The sequence below is a fragment of the Chryseobacterium sp. CS3K3.1 genome (assembly GCF_059515165.1).
Genome location: NZ_JCAKRV010000010.1, coordinates 97,311 through 120,123, shown reverse-complemented (window position 1 = coordinate 120,123; position 22,813 = coordinate 97,311). Strand labels below are relative to the sequence as shown.

At 36.8% G+C, this 22,813-nt stretch carries 18 protein-coding genes; 7 read left to right on the top strand and 11 right to left on the bottom strand.

Annotated features, from left to right (window positions below; all coding sequences use genetic code 11):
- The first annotated feature begins 37 nt into the window (after positions 1 to 37).
- On the top strand, positions 38 to 493 hold the full coding sequence (locus tag AC5YGI_RS11545) for a hypothetical protein (protein ID WP_330747408.1): 456 nt from the start codon (positions 38 to 40) through the stop codon (positions 491 to 493).
- A 117-nt stretch (positions 494 to 610) separates the two neighbouring features.
- The gene (locus AC5YGI_RS11540) at positions 611 to 3,412 is read left to right on the top strand and encodes a GH92 family glycosyl hydrolase (RefSeq protein WP_496168384.1); all 2,802 of its coding nucleotides are present in this window, start codon (positions 611 to 613) and stop codon (positions 3,410 to 3,412) included.
- A gap of 192 nt (positions 3,413 to 3,604) precedes the next feature.
- Here AC5YGI_RS11540 and AC5YGI_RS11535 read toward each other — a convergent pair whose 3' ends face one another.
- Positions 3,605 to 4,330, bottom strand: a complete 726-nt coding sequence (locus AC5YGI_RS11535; RefSeq protein WP_496168382.1) for a phytanoyl-CoA dioxygenase family protein — start codon at positions 4,328 to 4,330, stop codon at positions 3,605 to 3,607.
- A 6-nt stretch (positions 4,331 to 4,336) separates the two neighbouring features.
- Positions 4,337 to 5,587: a dicarboxylate/amino acid:cation symporter gene (locus AC5YGI_RS11530; RefSeq protein WP_047434424.1), complete on the bottom strand. Its 1,251-nt coding sequence runs from the start codon at positions 5,585 to 5,587 to the stop codon at positions 4,337 to 4,339.
- A 220-nt stretch (positions 5,588 to 5,807) separates the two neighbouring features.
- On the opposite strand from AC5YGI_RS11530, the gene AC5YGI_RS11525 reads away from it, so the two are divergent.
- The 4 genes from AC5YGI_RS11525 (at position 5,808) to AC5YGI_RS11510 (ending at position 11,721) form a co-directional block, all read left to right on the top strand.
- Positions 5,808 to 6,296: a BON domain-containing protein gene (locus AC5YGI_RS11525; RefSeq protein ID WP_330747411.1), complete on the top strand. Its 489-nt coding sequence runs from the start codon at positions 5,808 to 5,810 to the stop codon at positions 6,294 to 6,296.
- 6 nt (positions 6,297 to 6,302) lie between these two features.
- Positions 6,303 to 6,722, top strand: a complete 420-nt coding sequence (locus AC5YGI_RS11520; RefSeq protein WP_076596553.1) for an SH3 domain-containing protein — start codon at positions 6,303 to 6,305, stop codon at positions 6,720 to 6,722.
- Between the two features lie 95 nt (positions 6,723 to 6,817).
- The gene (locus tag AC5YGI_RS11515) at positions 6,818 to 9,583 is read left to right on the top strand and encodes an outer membrane beta-barrel protein (protein ID WP_496168381.1); all 2,766 of its coding nucleotides are present in this window, start codon (positions 6,818 to 6,820) and stop codon (positions 9,581 to 9,583) included.
- A 278-nt stretch (positions 9,584 to 9,861) separates the two neighbouring features.
- Entirely contained in the window at positions 9,862 to 11,721 is a 1,860-nt protein-coding gene (locus tag AC5YGI_RS11510) for a CocE/NonD family hydrolase (RefSeq protein ID WP_496168380.1), read from the top strand.
- 141 nt (positions 11,722 to 11,862) lie between these two features.
- On the opposite strand, the gene AC5YGI_RS11505 is transcribed toward AC5YGI_RS11510, so the two are convergent.
- From AC5YGI_RS11505 to speB, 3 genes are all read right to left on the bottom strand, one after another.
- Positions 11,863 to 12,471, bottom strand: a complete 609-nt coding sequence (locus AC5YGI_RS11505) for an alpha-ketoglutarate-dependent dioxygenase AlkB family protein (RefSeq protein ID WP_496168433.1) — start codon at positions 12,469 to 12,471, stop codon at positions 11,863 to 11,865.
- 180 nt (positions 12,472 to 12,651) lie between these two features.
- Positions 12,652 to 13,494, bottom strand: a complete 843-nt coding sequence (locus AC5YGI_RS11500; protein WP_496168431.1) for a bifunctional helix-turn-helix domain-containing protein/methylated-DNA--[protein]-cysteine S-methyltransferase — start codon at positions 13,492 to 13,494, stop codon at positions 12,652 to 12,654.
- Positions 13,495 to 13,564: 70 nt separating this feature from the next.
- The gene (gene speB, locus AC5YGI_RS11495) at positions 13,565 to 14,422 is read right to left on the bottom strand and encodes an agmatinase (protein WP_330747415.1); all 858 of its coding nucleotides are present in this window, start codon (positions 14,420 to 14,422) and stop codon (positions 13,565 to 13,567) included.
- Positions 14,423 to 14,668: 246 nt separating this feature from the next.
- Here speB and AC5YGI_RS11490 point away from each other — a divergent pair, with 246 nt between their 5' ends.
- Positions 14,669 to 15,328 carry an HAD family hydrolase gene (locus AC5YGI_RS11490; protein WP_227943024.1) on the top strand — a complete coding sequence of 220 codons (660 nt, stop codon included), beginning with the start codon at positions 14,669 to 14,671 and terminating at the stop codon, positions 15,326 to 15,328.
- Positions 15,329 to 15,445: 117 nt separating this feature from the next.
- On the opposite strand, the gene AC5YGI_RS11485 is transcribed toward AC5YGI_RS11490, so the two are convergent.
- The 6 genes from AC5YGI_RS11485 to AC5YGI_RS11460 form a co-directional block, all read right to left on the bottom strand.
- Positions 15,446 to 16,840 carry a type III PLP-dependent enzyme domain-containing protein gene (locus AC5YGI_RS11485; RefSeq protein ID WP_002977177.1) on the bottom strand — a complete coding sequence of 465 codons (1,395 nt, stop codon included), beginning with the start codon at positions 16,838 to 16,840 and terminating at the stop codon, positions 15,446 to 15,448.
- A 122-nt stretch (positions 16,841 to 16,962) separates the two neighbouring features.
- Positions 16,963 to 17,838: a tyrosine-protein phosphatase gene (locus tag AC5YGI_RS11480; RefSeq protein WP_496168379.1), complete on the bottom strand. Its 876-nt coding sequence runs from the start codon at positions 17,836 to 17,838 to the stop codon at positions 16,963 to 16,965.
- A 184-nt stretch (positions 17,839 to 18,022) separates the two neighbouring features.
- Entirely contained in the window at positions 18,023 to 18,670 is a 648-nt protein-coding gene (locus AC5YGI_RS11475) for a thiamine diphosphokinase (protein WP_454510275.1), read from the bottom strand.
- Complete coding sequence (locus AC5YGI_RS11470) at positions 18,660 to 19,229, bottom strand: cob(I)yrinic acid a,c-diamide adenosyltransferase (protein ID WP_041461407.1); 570 nt, start codon at positions 19,227 to 19,229, stop codon at positions 18,660 to 18,662. The genes AC5YGI_RS11475 and AC5YGI_RS11470 overlap by 11 nt, the downstream gene beginning before the upstream one ends.
- Before the next feature lie 190 nt (positions 19,230 to 19,419).
- A complete protein-coding gene (locus AC5YGI_RS11465) occupies positions 19,420 to 21,840 on the bottom strand; it encodes a TonB-dependent receptor plug domain-containing protein (RefSeq protein WP_496168378.1) in 2,421 nt (806 codons plus the stop codon).
- Positions 21,841 to 22,187: 347 nt separating this feature from the next.
- On the bottom strand, positions 22,188 to 22,772 hold the full coding sequence (locus tag AC5YGI_RS11460) for a hypothetical protein (RefSeq protein WP_454510273.1): 585 nt from the start codon (positions 22,770 to 22,772) through the stop codon (positions 22,188 to 22,190).
- Positions 22,773 to 22,813 lie beyond the last annotated feature (41 nt).

Genomic DNA, 22,813 nt, shown 5'->3' with positions numbered 1-22,813 from the left:
ATTCTGATACCACGCCCAACCTCAGAAAGCAATTGATATGAAAACGACCTCCTATCCTTCCAAATATGCACAGCCAAAAGGAATTTTTATCGTTGGAAAAACAAAATTCAAATGGTATGACCTGGCCAATGATCCTGCAGAAGTTTTACAACAGGACATTGAAAATGCTCAAAAGTGTATTGAAAGTGCTGAAGAAAACTTTAAAAACATTGATGATCTTGGATTTGTCATTATGCACCGCTGCGGAGAAAACTATCTTTTACTGGTCTGTACATGGCAAAATGAAAACGAATTATGGGAAAGCGTGTATTATGATGGTTCCGGACAATTTGAAATATGGGACAGGAACAAAACCCACCTCCCGACGTATTGTGTCTGGGAAATGGGCATTGTATATCATGAATCTCAGTCCTGGAAAAAATATCTTGGCTCCGGAAGAGAAGACAAGGATAAAGAGACCTATCTCAATCATTTTTTTGAAGGAGAAGTGTAATTTTAATTAGCTCTGTCTTCTTATGAATGAGATCGTTTTTAACAGGACAAACGGTAATTATCTTTTATTGCATCACTTTTACTGTTTTTCAATATCTTCGTCTGATAAAATCAGAACATGAAAAAAGGGCTTATTGCATTTTCTATATTTATTACTCAGATCATTTCTGCACAGAGCTATTCCCAATATGTCAATCCGTTTATAGGAACCGGAGGACATGGTCACACTTTTCCCGGGGCAATCGTTCCATTCGGGATGGTACAGCTTTCTCCCGATACAAGAATTGATGGAAGCTGGGACGGATGCAGCGGATATCATTATTCGGATTCTGTGATCTATGGTTTTTCTCATACCCATCTGAACGGAACGGGAGTTTCCGATTATGGAGATATCATGCTGATGCCTACGATGGGAAATCCCAGTCTGAACAGCAGAGATTATTCTTCAAGGTTTTCGCATAAAAATGAGAAAGCAGCAGCAGGATTCTACGCTGTCAAATTAGATAAGAATAATATTGATGTCCGCCTTACTACTACCAGAAGAGTCGGCTATCACGAATATACGTTCAACAACGCAGGCAATGCCAATATTATCTTAGACCTCAATCACAGAGACAAACTTCTGGAAGGGGAAGTAAAGATTATTGATGATAAAACCATTGAGGTTTTCAGAAGAAGTGAAGCATGGGCCACCAACCAGTATATTTACGCCAGAATTGAGTTTTCAAAACCCATGAAAATTTCAAAAGAAGAAGTTAACGGAAAGCAGGAAAACAATCTTTTTACCGGAACAAGACTTGCTCTGGCATTTTCAGCCACCGTTAAAAAAGGAGAAAAGATCGATATAAAAGTCTCTGTTTCTCCTACAGGCTACGAAGGAGCAGAAAAGAATATGCTGGCAGAAGGACAATCGAAAGATTTCGACGTGGTAAGAAAGCAGGCTCAATCTGACTGGGACAAAGAGCTTTCAAAAATTGAGGTGAAATCTGATGATAAAAACAAATTAGCCATTTTTTACACCGCTCTTTATCACGTTTTCACACAACCCAACATCAATATGGATGCAGACGGAAGGTACAGAGGCAGAGATAATAAGCTTTATACCGCCAATGGCTTTGATTATTATACGGTATTTTCACTTTGGGATACCTTCAGAGGTGCTCATCCGCTGATGACTTTAATCGACAGAAAAAGAACTGCTGATTTTATCAATACTTTCATTAAACAATATGAACAGGGAGGAAAACTTCCGGTATGGGAACTGGCTTCCAATGAAACAGAATGCATGATTGGCTACCACTCCGTTTCTGTCATTGCAGACGCAATGGCAAAAGGAATTCAGGGATTTGATTATGAGAAGGCATTTCAGGCAGCAAAAAGTTCAGCCATGCAGGATATTTTTGGATTGAATGCTTATAAAAAGAATAATTACATCAGCATAGACGACGAGCATGAAAGTGTTTCCAAAACAGTAGAATATGCCTATGATGACTGGTGTATTGCTCAGATAGCCAAAATTTTAGGCAAAAAAGAAAAGTATCAGGAGTTCATGAAGCGTTCTCAGAACTGGAAAAACCTTTACAATCCAAAAACAGGCTTTATGCAGCCGAGAAAAAACGGAAACTGGTATGAACCTTTTGACCCGAGAGAAGTCAACAACAATTATACGGAAGGAAACTCATGGCATTATTCTTATTCCGTACAGCAGGATATTCCGGGGCTTATTGCGGCTCATGGCGGGAAAGAAAAGTTTGAACAGTTCATTGATGCTATCTTTACTGCTCCTGATAAAACTACGGGAAGAGAACAAGTGGACATCACAGGATTGATGGGCCAATATGCCCAGGGAAATGAGCCAAGCCACCACATTGCTTATCTGTACAATTTCGTCGACAAGCCAGAAAAAACAGATGCGAAGATCAAATACATTCTTGATAATTTTTATAAAAACACTCCTGACGGATTGATCGGAAATGAAGACTGCGGCCAGATGAGTGCCTGGTATGTTTTAAGCTCAATGGGAATTTATTCTGTAACCCCGGGATTACCGGAATGGGAAACCACCACTCCTTATTTTGACGAAATTAAAATTCACCTTGAAGACGGCACTACAAGAACAATTACAAAAGCTACCGGCAGAGCAGAACTCAAAAAATTAGGTTTCGAAAATGCAAAACCTGCTAAAGATTTTAAATATCCTGAACAGACAGCCTCTCCGGTAATTGCTGCCGACAGAATCTTCGACTTTTCTACCAAAGTTGAAATCACTCCATTAAACCCAGGCGACAAAGTATATTATATGACAATGGATGAGAGCGACAGCAATAAAAGAAAGACGTTCTCTACTTATAAAGGACCATTCTCCATCACCAAAACTACTCAGGTAATGGCTTATGCTGAAAGAAACGGAGAAAAAAGTTCTGTAACCACAGCTCATTTCAACAGAAGACCTAATTACTGGGATATTAATATTTTATCAAAAGTGACTCCACAGTACAGTGCTACCGGAAGCCTGGCTCTTATTGATGGAATCAGAGGAGATGTTAACTGGAGAAAAGGGGAATGGCACGGATACCAAGGACAAAATTTTGAAGCTATTATTGATTTTAAATCCCCTAAGAACATAAAATCATTATCTTCCACTTACCTTCAGGACAGCAAAGCATGGATTTTGATGCCTAAAAAAGTAGAATATTATGCTTCCATTAACGGAAAAGATTTTGTCCTTCTGAAGACCGTTGACAATACTATTGATCCTAAAGATGAAAAAGTACAGATCAAAGATTTTTCTACAGAAATTCTTCCTACCGAAGCACGTTATATCAGAGTAAAAGCCTACTACTTCGGAAAACTTCCGGAATGGCATCAGGGAGCAGGTGGTGATGCTTATATCTTTATTGATGAGATTGGTATAAAGTAAGGAAGATGGGAGAAGGAAGATGGAAGTTCCTATTTGACTAATGACTTCCTGAAGTCGTTTGTTAGAGAATTTGATTTTCAAAAATATAAATAGACTAATTTTAGTACTTAGGCTTTCAGAAACTTCCTTCTTCCAGCATCCAGCTTCCAACCATAAAAAATACGCCCTTCGAAAATTCGAAGGGCGTATTTTTTATCCATTCATTCTTTCCGACCATTGCAGGACTTCCGGAAGTTCAATATCAGAAAATTCGATGTGAATGACTCTTCTTTTCTTTCCGTTGGTGGTTCTGTTAGAACCGTGGAGCGTTAAAGGTTTCATCAGCATAATTCCACCTTTTTCAACGTTGCAGATTTCTTCGATTTCTACAATCCAGTCGATGGTTTCCGGTCTGTAAATGCCTTTTGCATGAGATTTGGGAACTACTTTCAAAGCTCCGTTATTTTCATCGGTATCATCCAGATGGATTCTGATGGTATAGATATTTTCCAAAACGTTGAGCGGAGGCTGTACTGCAAACTGATTTTGTTTGGTGGTCCATGGTCCGAAATTTTCCAATTCCAGCTTTTTATCAACAGAAATTGTCAGATCCTGGTGATAGGCCACATACCAGTTGGAGGTTTCAGGTTTATCAAAATAGATACTTTTGACCACAAAATATTTTTCTCCAAAAATTTCCTTAACCACTTTCCTGATATTTTCATTAAAAATCAGGTTTTTGATTTCCGGAACTTCCTTTAAAAACTGTCTGATGGCAAAAAGGTCTTCAGACTTTCTAAAATTTTCTTTTGAAGTGTCTATATTTTGCAGCACAACATTGATGTCTTCAAGTTCTTTCTGCGAAAACACATCATTGATAACAGCAAAGCCATATTTTTCAATATGGCTTTTATGATTTTCTAAGTTGTTTAAACTCATTGATATTTAAATTTTGTCTAATGGTTCAGTTAACTGCCCTTCCCATTTTGAAACTGCTGTGGTTGCCAGCGTATTTCCAAGTACGTTGGTCATACTTCTACCCATATCACAGAAATGGTCAATTGGTAAAATCAAAGCAATACCTTCTGGCGGGATACCGAACATTGAACATGTTGCCACAATAATTACCAGAGAAGCTCTTGGAACTCCTGCAATCCCTTTTGACGTAAGCATTAGTACCAAAAGCATGGTGATCTGCTGTCCAAGGGTCATTTCGATTCCGTAGATCTGAGCAATAAAGATTGAAGCGAATGTCATGTACATCATACTTCCATCCAGGTTGAATGAATATCCTAAAGGTAAAATGAAAGAAACTACTCTGCTGTTACACCCGAATTTCTCCAGTTCTTCCACCAATTTCGGGAATACAGCTTCTGAACTTGTTGTAGAGAAAGCAATTAGCAAAGGCTCTTTAATTCTTTTTAAAAGGTCAAAAAGACGGTTTCCTAAGATGAAATATCCTACCAGTAAAAGAACCAGCCAGAGAACTCCTATAGCAAAGAAGAAGTCTCTTAAATAAATAGCATATACTTTAAAGATTTCAAAGCCATTGGTGGCTACTACCGCTGCAATAGCTCCCAATACTCCAAGCGGGGCAAACCACATGATATACCCTACCATTTTAAGAATGGCGTGAGCAATAATATCAAATAGTTTCACAACAGGCTTAGCGTATTCTTCTCCAAGATTAGCCAAAGCAACTCCAAACATTACCGCAAATACAACAATCTGCAATACCTCGTTGGTAGCGAAGGCTTCAAATAAACTTTTAGGAATCATGTGTTTTACGAAGTCTTCCATGGAAAAACTTTTGCTGCTTTTAAGAAGTTCATCAGCAGAAGCCACATCCTGAATCGGTAATTTTGTAACATGTCCCGGCTCCAGCCAGTTAACAAGGATCAACCCGATAAAAAGGGAAATGAGAGAAGCGGAAATAAACCAAAGCATGGCTTTTGTTCCTACCCGGCCAATCATTTTGATATCACTCATTTTGGCAATCCCCACTACTAATGTTGTAAAAACCAATGGAGCAATAATCATCTGTACCAATCTGATAAAAACCGTTCCCAACAGTTTTATATTTTTAGAAAAGGGTTCTGCACTATCCGGATAGCTCACGTGTACAATACCTCCGATTCCTACTCCCAGAAGAAGGGCAATGATAATTGCTATAAAAAGTTTATTCTGTCCTTTCATATATATAGTTCAATTTGCGCAAATATAATGGTTTTTCAATTGGCAGACGATTTTCTTCTATAGAGTTGAATTTTGCATTCAGTTTTTAATCCCTGAAAATTAAAACCCTGGTTTAGAAAATATTGTAAAAAAATTAAGAAACATTTATTGACTTTTTATTCTTTTGGTACAAATTTTATTATTACATTTGAGTGTATAACAACATTAATAAATATACAATATGAAAAAAACTATTGCAATGGCTGCATTAGCTGTAGCTGTATCTTTCGGTGCTATTTCTTGTAAAAAGAAAGTTTCTGATGCCGATCTTCAGACTCAGGCTACAACTATAGTAACTTCTAATCCCAATGCTTCTGTTGAAGTAAAAGATGGTGTGGCACACCTAAGCGGTACTTTCGCAGATCAACAGTCTAAAGACGCAATGATTGCAAAATTAAAAGCCATCAGCGGAGTAAAAGACGTAATGGATATGTCTACGGTAGCAGCTCCTGCACCTGCAGCACCGGTTGAAACGGCATCTGCTGTAGATCCTGCTGTTCAGAAAAAAGTTCAGGATGCGGTAAAAGATTTCCCTTCTGTAAAAGTAGAAGTTGTAAACGGACAGCTTACGCTTACAGGAAATGTTTCTGCTCTACAGGCCAGAAAAATCAAAGAATCTGTAGATGCTTTGAAAATCGGAAAGTATAACAACAACCTAATCGTAAAATAATTAAAGATGAGCGAATTACAAGATAAATATTCAAGTGTAGTTTCAGCGGCACAGTCTGCAGGGATTTCCAATCTTCAGGTTCAGGAGCAGGACGGAATTCTTTATGTTTCCGGAAATGCTTCCAATACTGCGGCTAAAGATGCTGTATGGAATGCTTTAGGAGCTATTGATTCTACTTATTCTGCTTCAGATATCAATATTGATGTACAGGTTGCAGGTCTTGCTTCAGGGGCTTCATTAACAGTGGCTACTGAAGAATCTAATCTTAACATCAGACAGGAGCCTTCTACTGAGGCTGCCGTTGTAGGTAAAGCTGCAAAAGGTTCTTCCGTAACTCTTATTGAGCAGACTTCTGATGACTGGTGGAAAGTGAAAAATGCTGACGGCCAGGAAGGATATGCTTACTCAAGATATTTAAGAGCATAATTTTTATTAAAAAATAATAAATTTTCACAAAAAAAGCCTAGAAACATCCCAACTTTGGGATGTTTTTATATTTTTACGGCTCTGAAAAAAAACTAATGAAGAAAACTCTGCTGCTATTGACTTTGATGTTCACAGTCATTGTTCTGCACGCCCAAAAACTACACATTGACGGAAAAATATCCGATTCTGAAAAGAAAGCGATAGAAAATGCCACCGTTTATCTTTTGAAAGAAAAAGATTCATCCATTATCAATTACACAGCCACCAACAAAGAAGGGAAATTTTCTCTGAAAATTGATGACATGAAAGAACCTTCCATTCTTAAAATAGACGCTGATAAATTATCTTCCTATTCGAAAAAATTTGAAAAAATAAACCAGTCATTATCACTGGGGGATATTCAGCTCGAGAAACAAGGCATTGTGAATACGATTGATGAGGTAAAAATTACGGTTTCTCCGGTAAAAATTAAAAAAGATACGATTGAATTTAATGCAGCCGCTATCAAAGTAAGGCCTGACAGTAAAATTGAGGAACTTCTGAAGCAGATTCCCGGGGTAGAAATCAGCAATGAAGGTAAGATTACTGTGAATGGAAAAGAGGTGGATCAAATTATGATCAACGGAAAACCTTTCTTTGATAAAGATGGTAAAATTGCCCTCCAAAATCTACCTGCAGATATCATCAAGAATATCCAGTTTACCACTACCAAAACAAAGGAGGAGGAACTGAGCGGAAAAGCAGCCAAATCCCAGAATACCACTATCAACTTTAATATTGACGAAAAGAAAAATAAAGGTTTGCTGACAAGACTTACGGTCGGCTATGGATCAGACAAGCGGTATGAAGCAAGCGGGCTGGCCAGTTATTTTAAAGGGGATACGAAAATAAGTTTATTGGCTTCTTCCAATAACATCAATTCACAGGGATTTTCAAGAGACGAGGTTTTTGACAGTATGGGAAATGGCCGGAATGCCTGGATGATGCAGGGAGGATCCGTCTCAACGGTAGGAAATGTGACTTACTATAACCAGGGAGGTGGCACGAAAGGAATTCAAAGGTCTACAACCATTGGGTTAAATTACAGTGACAAGCTGGGAAAAGATGCTGATCTGGATTCCTTCAGCCTGATGCATTCCGATTCTAATACAGAAACAAGGTCTAAAGTTTCAAGGTCTACCCTTCTCCCTACTTACACGCTTCAGACCAATTCTGAAAGTAACGGAGAAAATGAATCCAAACAATACAGCTTTGATACTTCGGCTAAAATCAAACTGGATTCTATGACCAGTATCTATCTTTCTCCGAGGTTTACGAAAAACAGCAGTTTCAGTTTCAATAATTCAAGATCCTCTTCTTTAAGGAATGGCAGTCTTCTGAATGAAAGTAATGCGTATTCAAGTAATGATTCGGAAAGCAATTCATTTAATCCATACCTCTATTTTTCAAAAAAATTCAAGAAAAAAGGCCGTTCAATTTCGGCGAATATGAACAGTTCCATTTCTGAATCGAAAAGAGATAACCTTAACCAGTCTCAAAATACATTCTATCAATCCAATGGAACCATAACAGACAACAGGGATCAATTAGCCAAAAATAAAAATCAGAACAGCAGTTTCAATTTCAATGCCGGATATACAGAACCTGTTTCCGATTCGTCCAGTGTAAGTTTTGAGGTAAAATATGAAACCCGATCTACCAGAGACTTGAGAAATGTAAATGATTTTGATAATACGACAGGAGATTACACTAAATTCAATCAGCTTTTATCCAACAATATGAAGCAAAGAATCAATCAGATCTCTCCCGAGTTAACTTATCAACTCAACAAAAAGAAACTGAATTTCTGGGCTTCCATGAATCTTGACATCTCAGACATGAAAGTAAACTCTATCTATAACGGACAGCAATATGATCTGCAGAAAAATTTTGTACTGCCCCAATATAATGTGAACCTATACTATCAGCTTAGTGAGGGAAAAACCTTGAACATTTATAACTATTCCAACTTCACCATTCCCACCGCAGAACAACTGACTCCTTATAAAGATGAATCCAATCCTTTGATTACCTTTCAGGGAAACCCTGATTTAAAAAACACCTGGACCAACAATCTTTATTTGTACTTCAACAATTATAACAAAGTAAAAGATCTCAGCTACTATTTCAATATCGGCTTTACGTACAGAAATAATGATATTATCAATTTTTCCACCTATGATAATGCAGGGAAACAGGTGATTACTTATGACAACGTAAGCGGAAATAAAAGCATCAATGCCGGCGGAGGTTTCAGTAAAGTATTGAAATGGAAGAATAATAAACTTATTATCAATCCAAGACTCACCATGAATTATGCTTACAATAACGGTTTCATTGATGGACAATCTTTCACCAGCAATTCTTATAATCTAAACCCAGGTCTTAATCTTACCTATGAAATCAAGGATAAAATGACCATCAAACCTTCTTACAGACTTGGATACAGTTTTTCAAATTATACCAATTATAATGTAACGAATGTAAATACAGCCAATCAATCCTTAAAACTGGAACTCACCAATTATATGCTGAAAGGCAATTTCGTATTTGGAAACGATTTTGAATACAATACCAATTCCAATATTGCTCCGGGCTTTAAAAAAGATTTCTACTTCTGGAATACCAGCCTTGGATATTCATTCTATAAAAAACAGTTTACGGCAAAAGTAAAGGTCTATGATGTCTTAAATCAAAATCAAAGCGTAAGAAGAACGATCACCGATTCTTATTTTGAAGACCGTGAAGATCTCATCCTGAAACGATACATCATGTTCTCCATCAGCATGAAACTGAATAAGTTTGCAGGAAAAAAGAAGTAATAATCACACCATACTTTATATATAATTTTTGATAATGGCCGGATCTTTCCGGCTATTTTTATGTATATACTAAATTTCATCCTTGAACGATATTACAACTGAAGACGTTATATTCCCATCCTCCGGAGGGGTGGCGAAAATTCAAAGAATTTTTGACGGGGTGGTTTACCATGAAATATTATCTTACTCATCCAGATAGATACTGACAACAACAACCTTTTAAACAAGATTTACGAATAAACGTGTTTTTATTTTTAAATTAGCATCAAATTTTTTTTATGAAAATCCATATTTCAGTATTATGTATTCTTTTTTTCATTCTTGGAAAAGCTCAGAAAACGGAACAGAAAGATCCTTTTGTTAAAGACAATTTCACCAAGAAAGAATTTTATATTCCAATGCGTGATGGCGTAAAACTTTTCACTGCGGTATATATCCCGAAAGATATATCGAACAAGAACAAATATCCGTTCCTGATGCAGAGAACATGTTACAGCATCGCCCCGTACGGAGAAAGTGAATATAAAACAAAGGTAGGTCCCAACACGTATCTTATGAAAGACAAGTATATTTTCGTGTATCAGGATGTACGCGGAAGATATATGAGTGAAGGCACTTTTACCAATATGACTCCGCAGGTGGAACGCAAGACCAAAAAAGATGTTGATGAAAGTACGGATACCTATGATACCATCGAATGGCTTTTGAAAAATGTGAAAGATAACAATGGTAAAGTAGGCCAATTCGGAACATCATATCCGGGATTCTATACTGCTGTAGGAACGTTGTCACAGCATCCTGCTTTGGTAGCTTCTTCACCACAGGCACCTATTTCTGATTTCTGGAATGACGACTTTCTTCACAACGGAAGATTTATGCTCGGCTATTTCAGAACATTCCCTGTTTTTGGGGTTCAGAAAACGCAGCCGGAGAAACAGGCCTGGTATATGGATTCTTTCATCAAACAGACTTCTGAAGACGGTTTGAAATTCTACAGAGATATGGGTACGCTGAAAGATGGATATGAAAAATATTACAAGAATAATTTCTTCATGACAGAGATTATGAATCATACCAACTATGATGAATTCTGGCAGAAAAGAGGTCTTCTTCCTCACTTAAAGAATATCAACCATGCTGTAATGACTGTTGGCGGATGGTTTGATGCAGAAGATCTTTCAGGACCATTGAATATTTATAAAACCATCGAAAAAACAAGCCCTAAAGCCAAAAATACTATCGTTATGGGACCTTTCTCCCATGGCGGCTGGTCTCAGGAGCAGGGAAAACATTTCCACAGTGAAACGTATTTTGGCGACAGCATTGCTACGTACTATCAGAAAAATATTGAAACAAAATTTTTCAATCATTATCTGAAAGGCAATACCAAAGAAGATGCAGGACTTCCTGAAGCACTGATGTATGACACCGGTGCTAAAGCATGGAAGGAATTTGCTTCATACCCACCGAAAAATGCTCAGAAAGTGAATTTCTATCTTTCTGATAAAACCCTGAAGAAATCATCCGGACAAGGATATTCTGAGTATTATAGTGATCCTAACAATCCTGTTTTAAGTTCTGATCATTTAAAAGACTTCAACGGTTTCACTCCAAAAAATTATATGTCGGAAGACCAGAGATTTGCTGTAGGAAGACCTGATGTATTAACATTCACTACCGATGTATTGACTGATGATATTACATTTGCCGGAGAAATCATGGCGAAACTGAATATTGCATCCACATCCACAGATGCCGATTTTGCCGTAAAACTGATTGATGTTTATCCTGAAGATTTTAAACCTACTGAAAAGAAAGAAGGCGTTATCTATGGCAACTACCACCAGATGGTAAGAAGTGAGATTATGCCTGCAAGATTCAGAAATACCAAAGAAAAGGGAGAAGCTTTGGTTCCTAACCAGAAGACGGCTGTTAATTTCAGACTTCAGGATGTAGTTCATACGTTTAAAAAAGGACATAAAATCCAGATTCAGATCAGCAGTACGTGGTTTCCGCTTTTCGCCATCAACCCGCAGAAATTTATGGATAACCCGAATTTTGCCAACAAAGAAGATTACACCAAAGCATTCATCAAAGTGTATGATGACAGCTCTATTGAAGCTGATGTTTTAAAATAAGTTGAAAAAGCTGTTCGTTTGAACAGCTTTTTATTTTTGAATACTTACAGTTTATTTTTTAGGTTTTGGCTAAAGCCAGATGAATGTTGATCTATTTGATAAGTGGGCTAAAGCCCACTTCTATTGATGGAGATGATAAGCTTATTCTTCAATAGTTCTGAAAGTCAGGTTGACTCTTGGAGTTTTCACTTTTGTAGTGGGTGGAAGCCTGTGAAGCCAGTTGTCCTGAGTGGTTCCTTTCATAATCAAAAGACTTCCGTTTTCCAGAAATATCTCAACTTTTTCTTTGGTTACTTTATGTTTAAATAAAAATTTTCTTTCGGCTCCGAAGGTCAGAGAAGCAATGGCTCCATGTTTTTTCAGATCTGTTTCGCCATCGCTGTGGTAGGCCATTCCTTCACTTCCGTCATGGTACAAATTAAGCAGGCAAGAATTGTAGGTTTCGCCAGAAACTTCTTCACATTTTTTCTTCAGCTCCAGTAATTCGGGAGTCCAGAATTTTGCATATTTTGTTCTTTTTGAATAAGTGTATTCAAATGCTTTTTCTCCAAACCAGGCCACTTTTCTTTTGGTTAAAATCAGTTTTCCAAATATTACCGCCTCATCATTCTCCCACGGAATCTGGTTAAGCAGATATTCATAGTAAAAATCTGATTGTTCTTTGGTGAAAACCTTGCCATAATAATGAACGGTTCCATCGTGTGGAAGGATATTCAGTGGATAATCTGATATTTCTTCGAAAAGGCTCATCATAGTTTTTTTTAATTAAATGCTTTTATATTTAAACACAAATAACACCAATGTTTTTCACAAATGACACGAATTTTTATATCAATAGGAATGGGCTTTAGCCCATTTAACAAAAATAATCTAATCCATTGGCTTTAGCCAAAACTTAATAATTGCAGAATCCTTTTGTGGTAAAATAGGTTACGAGTAAATATGTGAGCCCTCCCAACCCACAATCAACTGTTTTCTTTCACTTCCCCATCGGTAGCCACCGAGATGTCCTGTAGACTGAATCACGCGGTGGCATGGGATAAGAAATGCAACCGGATTACTTCCAATGGCTGTTCCTACTGCTCTGGATGCCTTAGGATTTCCTATTTTTTCGGCTAAAGTGCCATAAGTAGACAGTTTTCCCATTGGAATGGTCAGCAGACTTTCCCATACTTTCAACTGAAAATCGGTTCCTTTTAAGTGTAATTTTATGGTATTGAGTTTTGTCCAGTCTTTATCGAATATGGACAGTGCATTCTTTTGAAGAGCATCCTGCTGCTCAATAAAAGAAGCATTAGGGAACTTTTGCTTCAGTTCCCCGAATGCTTTTTCTTTATCGTCTTCAAAAGCCATATAGCAGATTCCTTTTTCTGTAGAAGCTACTAAGATATTTCCGAAGGGACTCTCAGAAAAACTGTAATGAATACTGAGGCTTTTTCCTCCGTTTTTATATTCTGCCGGAGACATTCCTTCAATCTTTACAAACAGATCATGAAGCCTGCTTGTACTGGAAAGGCCTGTCTCATAAGCGGTATCAAACAAACTTGCTTTTTCTTCCTTCAATAAATTTTTAGCATGTTCAAGACTAATGAACTGTAAAAATTTTTTCGGACTTGTTCCCGCCCAATCTGTAAAGATCTTCTGGAAATGAGCCGGGCTCAGGTGAATATTCTCTGCCACTTCCTCCAAACTTGGCTGAAGCCTGAAATTGCTCCGGATATATTCTATCGCTTTGGCAATTCTGTTATAATCTATCTGACTTTGTGTGGACATCATATTATTGTTTTTACCTCACAAATTTCCAAAGAATATACGGCAGAAAAAATCCGATTCTTGCGGAATATTAGTTGTTGTTATAAATATCGTAGTAAGCAAGCATTTTGTAATATAACTTCGCAGAAAGGAAAGCCGTTGGCTTAGCCATTGGAGAATCCATTAATTCTACAATATCAAATGCTACAACGTTACATTTTTCAAATACTTTTCTTAATAATTCCAACGTTGGATACCATTGTAAGCCACCCGGCTCAGGAGTTCCTGTAGATGGGGCAATAGAAGGATCAAAAGCATCTAAATCAATCGTGATATACACATTTCCCGATACTTTTTCCAATACATCATTGATCCAGTTTTCGTTGTTGGCAATTTCGTGAGCAAAGAATACTCTTCCTTCAGGTAAATACTGCGCTTCTTCAATATCCATAGAACGGATTCCCACCTGTACCAGATTATGCTTTTGATTTGCTTCAAAAACAGCACAAGCGTGGTTGGAAGTAGAACCGTGAAACTCTGGACGTAAGTCTGTATGAGCGTCTAATTGAAGTACCGTTAAATTTTCAAATTTTTCTCCTACTGCACGGATAGAACCGATGGAAACAGAGTGCTCTCCACCGAAAAGAGTAAATAATTTACCGTCATTGTTCAAAAGCTCTTTTGTCTTTTGATAAACGGCTTCCGTCATTGCTTCCGGAGTAGAGTTTTCAGAAACTTCTCCTGCTAAGTAAACTCCCTGAAGGTATGGTTCTGTCTGCGTTTCAATATCATAAAGCTCCATGTTTTCAGAAGCGTTTAAGAATAATTCCGGACCTTTATCAGCTCCTTTCCCCCATGTTGAAGTTCCATCATAAGGAACAGTTACCAACATTACTTTCGAATTCTCTAACGTTGCGTTTTCCTCGGGAATTCCTGCGTATGTTCTCATGCTTTATTTAAAAATTTTAATGTTTTAAAATTGAAATATTGACCACAAAGATACGAAGAGTTTATGAGTTGGAGAGTAAGAGTGTCGGCGAGTTTATGAGTTACAAGTCTGCTACCTAAAACCTATCATCTATCATCTATCATCTATCATCTATCATCTATCATCTATCATCTATTAACTATCATCTGTTCCCTCATCCCTTTCCACTCTCAACTCAAATAACTATTTTTGTATAAAACTCATTATATGCCTTTAAAAGCTGTACTTTTCGATATGGATGGAGTTATTGTAGATACGGAACCCTTACATAGAAAAGCTTATTTCAAAACTTTTGACGAACTGGAAATCGTAGTTTCCGAGGAGCTGTACACTTCTTTTACTGGTGCTTCCACCAAAAGAGTCTCTGAAACATTGATTAATGAATTTAATTTAGATCAGACTTATGAAGCCATTGCTGGAATCAAAAGATCTCATTTCAAGGATTATTTTTACAATGATGATGAGTTTGATTTAATTCCGGGAGTAAGAAAACTGATCGAGCATTATCACGAAAATGGAGTCAAGCTGATTCTGGCATCTTCTGCAACAATGGTAACCATTAATATGGTTTTTGAAAAATTCGGACTGGAACAATATTTCAGCGGAAAGATCAGCGGTGCCGATTTAAAAGAATCAAAACCTCATCCTGAAGTTTTTTTACTGGCCGCTGAAATGGCTGGAGAACCTGTTGAAAACTGTATGGTGATTGAGGATTCTACCAACGGAATTCTGGCAGCCCACAGAGCAAAAATTTTCTGTGCCGCATACAGAAGTCCTCATTCTAAAAATCAGGATTACACGTTGGCAGATACTGTGGTTTCTGATTATGAAGATCTGGAACTGGATAAAATTTCAAAGTATTTTTAAAATAAAAAAGCTCTCAGAAAAACTGAGAGCTTTTGTTTTCTATAAGTTTTGGCTAAAGCCAATTGATTTTTCTATTGATTGTAAACGGGCTAAAGCCCATTTCTATTGATCATAAAATTATTTATAGCCAAGAAGTTTCAATACATCTTCCGGTTCCTGTTTCTCACGGAAAATCTCATATTGCAATTCACCGTTTTCATCTTTCTGAATCAGGACGTGTCTTGGCTGAGGCATCAGACAGTGGTGTACTCCACCATATCCTCCGATTGTTTCCTGGTAAGCTCCGGTATGGAAGAATCCGATATACAAAGGTTTTGTATCACTGAAAACAGGTAAATAAATGGCATTGGTATGCTGTTCAGAGTTATAATAATCGTCCGAATCACAAGTCAGTCCTCCTAGGAACACTCTTTCATAAGTATCTTCCCAACGGTTAAGCGGAAGCATGATAAAGTGTCTTGAAATGGCCCATGTATCAGGAAGAGTGGTCATGAAAGAAGAATCAATCATATTCCATTTTTCTCTGTCGTTCTGACGTTTCTGAGAAATGATTTTATAAAGGTTGGCTCCACTTTCCCCTACGGTAAAGCTTCCGAACTCGGTATAGATATTAGGTTCTTCTACTCCTTCCTCTTCACAGAATTTTTTGATCTGAGAAACGATTTCTTCCACCATGTACTGATAATCATAATCAAAATTCAAAGAAGTTTTGATTGGGAATCCACCTCCGATGTTCAGTGAATCCACTTCCGGAGCGATTTTTTTCAAACGTGCATATACACGAAGACATTTATACAATTCATTCCAGTAATATGCTGTATCCTTAATCCCTGTATTGATAAAGAAATGAAGCATTTTCAATCTTGCGTTCGGATGTTCCGCGATTTTCTGGCTGTAATAAGGAATAATATCTTTATATCCGATTCCTAATCTTGAGGTATAGAATTCGAACTTCGGTTCTTCCTCTGATGCAATTCTGATTCCGATATCAAAAGTGGAATCAATACTTTCAGTAAGCTTATCCAGCTCTCTGTAATTATCAAGAATCGGGGTAATATTTTCAAATCCGCTATTGATCATATCTGAAATCTTTGCCAGATAATCATCGGTTTTAAAACCATTACAGATTACTTCGATATTCTTATCTACCTTACCTTTCTCATAAAGAGATTTTACGATATCCATATCATAAGCTGAAGATGTTTCTATTGAAATATCATTCTTCAGAGCTTCTTCCAATACAAAATTAAAATGACTGGATTTTGTACAGTAGCAGTAGGTATAATTCTTTTTATATTCGGTTTTCTCAAAAGCTTCTTTAAACCAGCCTTTCGCTTTCTGAATATTTTGAGAAATTCTCGGCAGGTAGCTAATCTTTAGCGGGGTGCCAAATTGTTCAACAACATCCATTAACGGAATATCGTGAAACAACAAATTGTTCTCAGAAACATTAAATTCCTCCGTAGGAAAATATAATGTCTGATCAATAAGTTCCGAGTACTTTATTTTCATTTCTAAACAAGTGAATTAAGAAATGCAAAATTGCTAAAAAAGTTTCATTTTTAGGTGTTAAAATTATTATAATTTTAAATTAACACCCGATATTGAATCCCAGAAAAATTTATCACTGATAATCAATACGTAAACTTCTGAATGTATTCTTTTCTTTTGGCATTTGAAATCCCTAATACCTGCTGAATATAAACATCTGTAGAGCCATACTTTTTATTGATCTCTTCAAATGCCGCATCAAGATATCTTTTTTCTACCCAGCTCAATTTTTCCAGCACCTGCAAATCCATCTTCGGATAGAGGAAATGTAAAGTATGGGCAAGGCGTAATCTTTTTTGAACAAGATTTTTTCTGTAGTTATTGGATAAAAGATATTCATTATAAACAGTCTCTTTATCAAACTTCAGAATAGTAAGAATTATTGCGGTGGTAATTCCGGTTCTGTCTTTTCCTGCAGTACAATGGTAAAGGATAGGATCTTTGGATTCCAGTATTTCCGTAATAATCCTTTTTATCATTTCCGGATTTTCGGTAACATACTCACGGTAGAAATCGATCATTCTTTTATCGGCATCCGCAGCATTTACTTTACCTTTAAGAACAAGTTTTTTGGCCTGAGCCAGCTGATCTCCTTCATCTTCAAAAGCTGAGAAGTTTTTGTAAACATTTTCCGAAGGCAGCTGATCGGGCTTTTGAGCAATTTCCCTGGAGTTTCTGAGATCAATAATTTCTTTGATTCCCAGTTTTTCAAAATCGTCGAAAGATTTCTTTTTAAGCTTATGAAGATGGGCACTCCGGTAAAATTTCCCTTCTTTTAAAGTTCTTCCATCTGTATTTTTGATATTTCCTACCGTACGGAAATTGGTTACTTTCCTGATCGGAATCACTTTCTCAGTTTCATTTTTACCATATTCAGGTGTTTCAAAATGCTGTGTTTTACATGAGAAAATACAGCATAATGAAATGGTGAAAACTGATATTTTGATTAGTTTATTCAATGGTTTTAATAAGTTTTGGCTGAAGCCAATGGATTCCTGTATTTTATTAAACGGGCTGAAGCCCGTTTCTATTGATATAAAAATTAGTGCCACTTGTGAAAAACATTGGTGCCATTTGTGTTTAATGACAGTCTTTTTTTAAAATGGGTAAGGCCCGTTTCTATTGATATATAATGAGACCCTTTTAGTAGATTGTAGGATATTCTATCTCCTTATTTCCTGCAAAAAACAACACATCTCCTGATTCATACTCTATAGAAACCTCATCTTCAACAGCGAAATTCCGGGTTCCTATTCTTGAAGTAATACTAAGGCTTTCATTAGTCAAAGGCCAATTGAGACCTTTTGTCGTGATATTATTCACTGATGGAAACGGATAAAGAGAAATCATCCTGTTTTTCGCTCCTTTCAATGTAAAATGATTGGGAATGAAATAATATTCTGAAAACTCATCATAAAATTTAATATTCATCAGGTCTTTGAATCCAAAAGCAACGGTAAGATTCCCAAGAAAATGATCCTGTTCACCACCGCTTCCTCCAAAAACATCGACCTCTGAAAAACCTTTTTCCTGAATAATTTCCAGCGCTTTATGAAAATCTGTTTTTTCCTGATCTAATGTAAGGATGAATTTTTCCTCATACATATCTTCATCTGATCCGGAGTGCGAATCAAAATCGCCGGATATAAAATCCAGCTTATCCAAAGGAAATCCCATTCTTTTTAAATAATGAAAGGCACCGTCTGTGCAGGCAATCAATTCATAATTTTTGGGATTGGGTAATGATTTTGGAGCGTCTCCGTTGATGAAAAGTAATGCTTTATCTCTCATTCGGATTCCAGTATTCTTCCGGTTCGTTGTTCAGTTTTGAAATATATCTGGCCAATACAAAAAGATAATCTGAAAGCCTGTTTAAATATTTAATCAGTTCGGGACGTACTTCCTCAGATTCATTCAGGAATACCAATGAACGCTCTGCTCTTCTGCATATTGTTCGGGCTGCGTGTAAAAAGGTTGCCGGTTTACCTCCTCCAGGCAGAATAAAATACTGAAGCGGTTCCAGCTTTTCGTCAAAAGCATCCATCCATTGTTCCAGTTCTTCAATTTCTGTTTCTGAAATAATGATCGGAAGACGGGATTTCCCATTGGCAAGCATCAGCTTATCCACAGGTGTTGCCGCTTCTGAACCTACAGTGAATAAATCAAACTGTATTTTCTTCAGCTGTCTCAGTACTTCTTCATCTTCGATATGACTTTTTGCAATTCCGATGAATGAATTCAGCTCGTCTATATTTCCATAACTGTCTACTCTTGCACTGGCTTTGGAAACTCTTGTTCCGCCGTACAATGCAGTCTGACCTTTATCTCCTGTCTTTGTATAAATTTTCATAGTACTAAAATACCTTTTTTTATACAATGTAAAAAGTAAAATGCAGTAATAACTTCCTATTCTATCTGAAAAAAAATTGCCTGACGTTAATTCATGCCAGGCAATTTTCATATAGGTTGGTTGTATATCTTTTGAAATTGCTTTCTCATTGTTAAGCATGACCAGCAAATTTCAATTCCTTATTGATGAGTTAAAAAGTGTAATTAACATTAAGCTGAAAAGTGGTTCCGTTAAATCCAAACTGGTTGACCTCCCACGGATATTTGAATCTTCCTCCAAGATCTGTCACTACATCTCCTTTGCTGTCTATGACGTCCGGGTAAATATTAAATAAGTTATTTACAACTCCGGAAACTTTAAGGTCATTCGTAATTTTATAGGTTAAAACGATGTCTGTAACCACCTTACCGGAAAATGTCTGATCTTTGGCAGGATCAGTGGCATGCTGCCATGTAACAGAACCAAAATAGGTATTATTAAGGTTAAAATTAAACTTTGTAATGTCATACGACAGACTAAGGATCGTTTTTGTTTTTGGCCTTGCAGAAGTAATTCTGGATTGTTCCTTTCTGTCAAAAAAGTTTTCTGAATAGCCATTTTGCGCCAAAATAGACGGAACAGCAATATTATCTACTATTTTAGTTTCGTTATAATTGAAGGCAGCGATAACGCCTAATCTTCCTTTTCCAATAGCAGAAGTATAATAATTCGCAACGAAATCTACTCCCTGAGTAACTGTATTGACAGCATTGGTGAAAAACTTCAGGGAAGTTATTTTATTATTGTTTAATATGACTTCCACAGGGTTTGACAGATCCGGACTTCCCGGAGCACCTGTTTTGTATCCAATATCTCCTGAAAAAAGTACACGGTCTTCAATTTTTATTCTGTAATAATCTGCTGTAATAGTAAGATTTTTAAAAGGTTTTACAGCCAATCCCCCGGTAATGTTAAAGGCTTTTTCAGCATTTAATTTTGGAACGCCAAGATCAGATCTTACAATTGGAGAGTCATTATTAAAGGTACCTTGATTGGCTACCGTATTCCCTGTAATTTTAGTCTGGACATTGGAATAGTATATCTGGTGTAAAGAAGGGGCACGGAATCCTGTAGAAACAGATCCACGGAAAACCAATTTATCATCCAGCAATTTATATCTTGCATTTCCTTTCCAGGAAACATTATTTCCGAAATCACTGAAATTTTCATATCTCACCGTTCCTCCAACTAATAAATTTTTTGTAACATCCCATTCCGCATTGAAATATGCTCCGATATTCTGACGGTTTTTATTGACTTCATTTTGAGGCTGCAGTCCCGGAAAGGATTCCGCACCACTTCCCATATAAGAAGCTTCTTCTCCTGCCCTTGCCTTATAGTTTTCATTGCGCACCTCAACTCCGGCTCCTAAAACAAGTGCACCAAAATCTCTGTTGACATCTATGTTTCCTATAATATTACTGAACTGATGACCACCTGCTTTAAAATAAGTTGGTGAATTTGCTCCTAAAGAAGTATTAATGGTATTTGCTACAGCATAATCTACTGCATTAGAGCCAAAGGTGGCACTCCCGTCAAAACTCCATTTTCCAAACATTCCTTTCCATCCGGAGGTTAAATTATAATCATAAACATCTGTTTTAAATTCCGGCTGAAATCCATTGTAAGCCTGTCCTTTTGGAGTTAATAAACCAAAATCTGACGGTACCCAATAAGGTGTTCTGTACAAAGCAAAACTGGTCCCATTTCTGTAAGTTGTACCCCCAAAAGCATAAAATTTACCAGTCTCACCTGTTGGCAATTCAAAATTTACAAACATATTGCCCACTTTGGTCTCCGGCTGCCCGATGATCATTCCTAAACCGGGATTGGCCTGAGTCCAGGCATTATCCACCCCAAAAAGTTCATCTTTTGTAACAGAACCTGCGCGGTTCGTTTTATTTTGGGAAGAAAATCCTAAGGTAAGATTCAGGCTTCCTGTTTTTGCAACCCTGATTCCTGTATTAAAATCTGCCCCGATATTAAAACCGTCTCCTTTTGAAGTAATTCCGGAAAAGAGATTCACCGTACTTTTACCGACACCATTCTTAAGGATAATATTGATCACTCCTGCAATAGCATCAGATCCGTATTGTGCAGATGCTCCATCCCTCAGGACCTCTACGTTTTGTAAGGCTGCTGAAGGAATACTTTTCAGGTCTGTACCTACTTCACCTTTTCCCGGTGTATCATTTACGTAAATGAGAGCACTTTGATTTTTTCTTTTATTATTAACTAAAACTAATGTTCTGGAAGGTCCCAAACCTCTTAAGTCTGCGGGATCAAAATGGGCCGTGGCATCAGAAACAGTTTGTTGTGATGAATTAAAAGAGGGAACAGCATAGGTTAAAGCTTTGTCAAAAGTAACCTGACCTGTAGATTTTAGCTGCGCTGCTGAAATATTGTCTATAGGAATTGCTGAGGTAATGATGGTTCTGGGCTTAGTTCTCCCCGTGGTCACCACCACTTCGTCTATTTTATTTTGTTTTATGCTGTCCTGAGCATATCCCATAACACCAGCTCCGCTTAATACTAAGAAATAGATTTTTCTATTCAATAAATTTTCCTTCATGTTGATTGTTAATTATTCAATAAAACTAGTAAAAAAATTAACATTAAACATGAAAATAAAAAATATAATAACAATTCTATTTCATATTTGCGAAAACTATGCCATTTAATAAAAAACAATAATTAATACTCGAAACGTAAAGTGAATTATTAATAACATGAAAAAATATAAATCAACAACATCATATTTGTATAAAAAAATTAATTAGTTAACATCACAAATAAACATGATTTTATTCGTTCTGAAAGGTAATTTTCAATGAGTTAAGATGGGTTCGCTTTGGCTCGCAATGACCGGAAAATGAATGGAAATATAAAAATGGCCGGGAGAAACCGGCCATATCCAAATTATTTATTTACCTCTACGTATTGTATGATGGTCTGATTTTTTGGGTTGTAGATAATGGTACTACTGTTCGGAAATCTTTTCAGCTTATAGTACTGAATATTTTTATCGGATTTAATATCTTCGAGAATACTGGTGTCAAATGTATTATCAGGAAGAAATTTTGATAAAAAGCTTATTTTGTCAATAATGTTCTGGCCATCAATCTTTCTGGCAGTTTTATCAGATTTATTTTCATCAGACGTTGGCTGACTTTCCAAAAATGGCAGCAACACTGCAATGTCGGCTTTATATTTAAAGATATATCCCTCTGGTCTTCCCGGAATTTTAATTTTCTTTCCTTTTTCTTCAGAAACAATGGAAGCCCCTGTACCAGGGAAAACGGTATTAAACTTTACGTCTTCAGCGTTGGTTAAAGAATTTATAGATTCATTGACTGTTTTCTTTACTGTTTCTTCTACAGCCTGCTGTGTTTTTTGTTGTACTGCTTCGGTTGTTTTCTGAACAGTCTGGTCAAATTTTTCCTCAATCTTATTGCATGATACTAATAAAAAACCAGTAATAACAGGCAAAATATACTTCTTCATAATTCTAATAATAGCGATTTTTATTAATATCCTCTTTTCTA

Bases quoted from the DNA above. Each gene is read 5' to 3' on its own strand.
- AC5YGI_RS11505 (WP_496168433.1), bottom strand. From the start codon at position 12,471: ATGAGCCTTTTCGAAGAAATATCAGATTATCCACTGAATATCCTTCCA.
- AC5YGI_RS11530 (WP_047434424.1), bottom strand. From the start codon at position 5,587: ATGAAAGGACAGAATAAACTTTTTATAGCAATTATCATTGCCCTTCTT.
- AC5YGI_RS11470 (WP_041461407.1), bottom strand. From the start codon at position 19,229: ATGAAAATTTATACAAAGACAGGAGATAAAGGTCAGACTGCATTGTAC.
- AC5YGI_RS11475 (WP_454510275.1), bottom strand. From the start codon at position 18,670: ATGAGAGATAAAGCATTACTTTTCATCAACGGAGACGCTCCAAAATCA.
- AC5YGI_RS11545 (WP_330747408.1), top strand. From the start codon at position 38: ATGAAAACGACCTCCTATCCTTCCAAATATGCACAGCCAAAAGGAATT.
- AC5YGI_RS11485 (WP_002977177.1), bottom strand. From the start codon at position 16,840: ATGAAAATAAAGTACTCGGAACTTATTGATCAGACATTATATTTTCCT.
- AC5YGI_RS11510 (WP_496168380.1), top strand. From the start codon at position 9,862: ATGAAAATCCATATTTCAGTATTATGTATTCTTTTTTTCATTCTTGGA.
- AC5YGI_RS11515 (WP_496168381.1), top strand. From the start codon at position 6,818: ATGAAGAAAACTCTGCTGCTATTGACTTTGATGTTCACAGTCATTGTT.
- AC5YGI_RS11520 (WP_076596553.1), top strand. From the start codon at position 6,303: ATGAGCGAATTACAAGATAAATATTCAAGTGTAGTTTCAGCGGCACAG.
- AC5YGI_RS11500 (WP_496168431.1), bottom strand. From the start codon at position 13,494: ATGTCCACACAAAGTCAGATAGATTATAACAGAATTGCCAAAGCGATA.
- AC5YGI_RS11490 (WP_227943024.1), top strand. From the start codon at position 14,669: ATGCCTTTAAAAGCTGTACTTTTCGATATGGATGGAGTTATTGTAGAT.
- AC5YGI_RS11525 (WP_330747411.1), top strand. From the start codon at position 5,808: ATGAAAAAAACTATTGCAATGGCTGCATTAGCTGTAGCTGTATCTTTC.
- AC5YGI_RS11465 (WP_496168378.1), bottom strand. From the start codon at position 21,840: ATGAAGGAAAATTTATTGAATAGAAAAATCTATTTCTTAGTATTAAGC.
- AC5YGI_RS11460 (WP_454510273.1), bottom strand. From the start codon at position 22,772: ATGAAGAAGTATATTTTGCCTGTTATTACTGGTTTTTTATTAGTATCA.
- speB (WP_330747415.1), bottom strand. From the start codon at position 14,422: ATGAGAACATACGCAGGAATTCCCGAGGAAAACGCAACGTTAGAGAAT.
- AC5YGI_RS11540 (WP_496168384.1), top strand. From the start codon at position 611: ATGAAAAAAGGGCTTATTGCATTTTCTATATTTATTACTCAGATCATT.
- AC5YGI_RS11535 (WP_496168382.1), bottom strand. From the start codon at position 4,330: ATGAGTTTAAACAACTTAGAAAATCATAAAAGCCATATTGAAAAATAT.